3 protein-coding genes and 1 pseudogene are annotated in these 3,655 nt (G+C 41.6%); 1 reads left to right on the top strand and 3 read right to left on the bottom strand.

Annotation, left to right across the window (positions count from 1 at the left end; all coding sequences use genetic code 11):
* From H6S82_RS23490 to H6S82_RS23480, 3 genes and pseudogenes are all read right to left on the bottom strand, one after another.
* Window positions 1–679, bottom strand: a pseudogene (locus H6S82_RS23490) (hypothetical protein); the annotation flags it as partial.
* 13 nt (window positions 680–692) lie between these two features.
* The gene (locus H6S82_RS23485; protein WP_190474673.1) at window positions 693–1,037 is read right to left on the bottom strand and encodes a hypothetical protein; all 345 of its coding nucleotides are present in this window, start codon (window positions 1,035–1,037) and stop codon (window positions 693–695) included.
* 37 nt (window positions 1,038–1,074) lie between these two features.
* A complete protein-coding gene (locus H6S82_RS23480) occupies window positions 1,075–1,704 on the bottom strand; it encodes a hypothetical protein (protein WP_190474676.1) in 630 nt (209 codons plus the stop codon).
* Window positions 1,705–2,098: 394 nt separating this feature from the next.
* Between H6S82_RS23480 and H6S82_RS23475 the strand changes: the two genes are divergently transcribed.
* A partial coding sequence (locus H6S82_RS23475; protein ID WP_191056792.1) for an AAA family ATPase occupies window positions 2,099–3,655 on the top strand: 1,557 nt, incomplete at its 3' end.

Genomic DNA, 3,655 nt, shown 5'->3' with positions numbered 1-3,655 from the left:
GTTCCCAGATTTGAAATCCATCCGTAAAAGATGAATAAATCAGTTTCTCAACTCGAATGTATTGGAAGTGCTGCAATTCACCTGTAAATTGCTTCCACGATCGTTCAAGTTTGGCTAAAGCTTTTTCAATCAAATCCGTTGTTCCCTCCGTATCTGGCTCAACGGTATAAGTGCCATATAAGCGTAAGAACTTTGGCTTGCGAATGCCCATATCCGTCAGTTCCTGTACCCGCTTGCGTTCACCCATGAGCAAATATTGCAGTTCTGTATTGGGTGCGTGTTGGCACAAGTTTTTCAATTCTTCTTGTCTGGCTGCATCTGACGTGAAAGAACCTAAGTTGATGGTTAACCGTTCGTTCTCCGGTAAGTCTTTTAAACTGGCTTCAATGGCATCAAAAATTGGCTCGATTTGTTCAGTTCTTAGAGTGGTATGAATACCTTGGCATTCAAAGCCGAACTGAAGCATTAAGCTGTTTTCACCTTTTTTGAGCAGGTAAGCACCTATCTTTCTACCTCTCAGTTCAATTTGCACCATTGACGCTAAATGGCATTCATCTTCAAAGGGCGTGGCTCTAACCTTGGTTTCTCCATCATTTATCCAGCGCTTGCCAATCTTAGTTTTGGTTTTTACCTTAATTGGTTGAGCCTTCTTTTTGTCTTTTTTCTTAAACCCAAACACAATCTCCCACCTTCTATCGTCGATATTTGTTAACTTTTTTGAATTGTCGATTTGGCGTAGGTTTTAGCATTCTGCGATACTGTCCAAATCCTCTAACCCAAAAGGGAGTGGAAATAAATTTTGACAAGAATTTCCAAGCTTTACTCCCTGTCAGTACCCACCAAGTAGAGATTCCCCAGCCAGCAATCACCCCAGTCCACAACCAAGAAAGACCTAAAATAAGTTTGCAAACCCAGTAACTTGTCAAACAAATACCTGCCCAAGGAAATATTTGATCGGCTGGGAATGGCCCCACTTTGGGAGCCTTTCCCAAAGTAGGGTTAACGGCTCGAAATCTTTTGTTATTTGATTCGGGCATCGATTTTTACCCAAAGTGGAGTTAACTAAAACGAAGATTAAGGAGCAGCACCAGGGCCACCAGCTGCACCACCAGTAATTAGTCCAGCTAAGATATCCCCTAAAGTTACTGTGACCAGAATAATTAGGGGAGTTCTGGCTAAAGACTGCCAATCTTCGTCATTTCTGGCTGCTGCAATTACTCTGACTAAAGCAACTGCTAAATACAAAACAAAAATTGCTCGTAATGTGTTAAAAACGACGCTGTAAATATCAGTTCCACCAGCTCCAGTACCACCAGTAGCACCGTTAATTGGAAAAGCGCTACGCAGCCAATTTTCTGTTTGAATAAAAAATTGAGCGTGAGCAGGAGCGCTAGTAATATCCAACCACCACAGCGTTACTATCACTGTGCAAAGTAAAGGTAGAATGTTGACTTTATGGCGACGCTGCCAGCGCCAAAACCCATTAAAGAATTTGTTGATTTCGCAAGGCCATATTACCGATGCCGTTCCGATAATGCCAAGCCCAAAAGCAAGGAAACTGGTAACACCGCCATCTACCACCATGTCAATTAAAAGTAAGACTGTTGCTGTTGACATGAGTGCGCTAATAGGTATCCGTGCCAAAAAGCTTTGGTTTTTAAGCTGGCATGAACGCACGCCATAACGCGCAAATTGAGAAGTCATAAATTCTACTTTCTACTCCAATAGCTCGCTTACAAGTCTGTGAAACAGCTAGTTATTGTGAATTGCTGTTTGAATTCTTCTTTCTATTTAATAGCCCGACATTAACTGACTATCCATCTTTCTAAAGGCAGTAAAAAGCTATGCTATTTTTGTGTGCTTAATGGGAGAAAACTTATGCAACTTGAGGCGGAAAAACCACAATTACTTTGGGAATAGCGCTTCTCTGTCTTTAGGCGTAAAGCTTAGCTAAATTTAGCGGGAACTGTCGATTTTTAAGACTATACCGCCTTAGAAAAATTTAAAGATATTGTTCCCACTGAAGGTAGGTATTATTTTTGGGAAAACTTTGCTAGGAAATAGGTTATGACGTAAAAACTCAAGCGGACAAAATATTATGGACTGGCAAGACCTGGATTTATTAATAGAAACTGTTAAAGTCGTTTCCATTCAGTGTTCTGCTATAGAGCAGCCGAATACATTGAAATGGATTGATGAACGGTTGGCAGTTCCCAGGAAGTTGCCAGTATATGTTTGGAATTATGGACAAGAGGTTTTTGAAGTTTACGGAGCAAAGCTATGTCAAAAAGTCTGGGATAAGTTTCAACCAATTAATGACTGCTTAATTGACCTGGTTAACTTTTTGCTACAGTGCGAAGAGCCTGGTATCTTTGTGGTAGAAAATTTACAGTTTTTTCTAAATATTGTACCTCAAACAGACTCGCTCTGGTGCGCTCGCGCTCTAAAAATCAACGACAAACTCAGAACTATCTTTAATACCTGGCGCTTGAGTCAGTCACCCAAATACCTGATTCTGCTCTCGACAATGGGTGTGGATTTACCTTCACATCTGGTAAATCTTATCCCAGAATTGTGGAAGCCTCTGCCCAAACCTGAAGAAATCTTCTCAATAGCTAATGAGGTTTTAAATGAAGAAAGTGTAGATAAAAATGCTTCTGACATAAACACTTTAACTTTGGCTGCTTCTGGATTAACTGAAGAGGAAATCAAAACTGGGCTTCGCTTAGGTTTGAAGCGTTGTAGCACTAAGGAAAAAGACGCACTTTTCTTTTTACTTCAATATAAAATCAACCTACTTCGCAGCCTTAACTTAGAGTTCATACCCAAACCGGAAGTCAACAGTTTTGGGGGCTTGGACTTGCTTAAAAAAGCATTTATCGAAGTTAAAAACAAGTACTCTCCAGAAGCTCGTGCAAGCAATCTTCCCCTTCCTAAAGGATGCTTGCTAGTAGGTCCGCCGGGGACTGGCAAAAGTAGGGCACTCAAGGCTTGCGCTGTCCTACTGGACTTCCCGCTAGTCATGCTAGATGTAGGGACGATAGTAGCAGGCGGTCTAAAGTTCCTTAAAGAGGTGCTGCGGCGAGTGGAAGCACTTGAACCTTGCGTCATAGGATTTGACGAATTTGACAAACTCTTTGCCGCCTCAAATAATTCAGGAGAAGACATTGCCAACAGGCAAATTCTCGGTACGTTACTAACCTGGTTGCAAGAGAAGAAAAGCAAAACCTATGTAATTGCCACGCTCAACCGCCTCAAATCGCTACCACCAGAATTAACTCGTGCGGGAAGGTTTGATAGAAAATTTTATGTTGGTTTACCTCAAGCGATCGAACGGAAAGAAATCATCCAGTTGCACGCTTCCAGATATGATTCCCGCTATGATCAAAAAGATGGGCCATTAACTGAAAGTGAGTGGCGAACTCTGCTGAATACTTCCACAGTAAATTTTAGTGGCGGCGAACTTGAAGCAATAGTAGAAAGAGCGGTCAACAAAATTTTCCAACAAGCTTTAGCAGAGAAACACCAAACAATGCAAGCAGGACTGGCGGATGCAGTGACTCCTATAACCTTCAAAATAAATGCTGCTGATTTAATAGAAGCTGCCTCCTCAATTCATTCACTCTACTCGATAGACCCCGACCGAATCATTGCA

The sequence above is a fragment of the Planktothrix sp. FACHB-1355 genome (assembly GCF_014748295.1).
In the GTDB taxonomy this organism is placed as follows: domain Bacteria; phylum Cyanobacteriota; class Cyanobacteriia; order Cyanobacteriales; family Aerosakkonemataceae; genus Aerosakkonema; species Aerosakkonema funiforme_A.
Note: the sequence above shows the minus strand (reverse complement) of the source record. Positions and strands in the feature narration are given on the sequence as shown.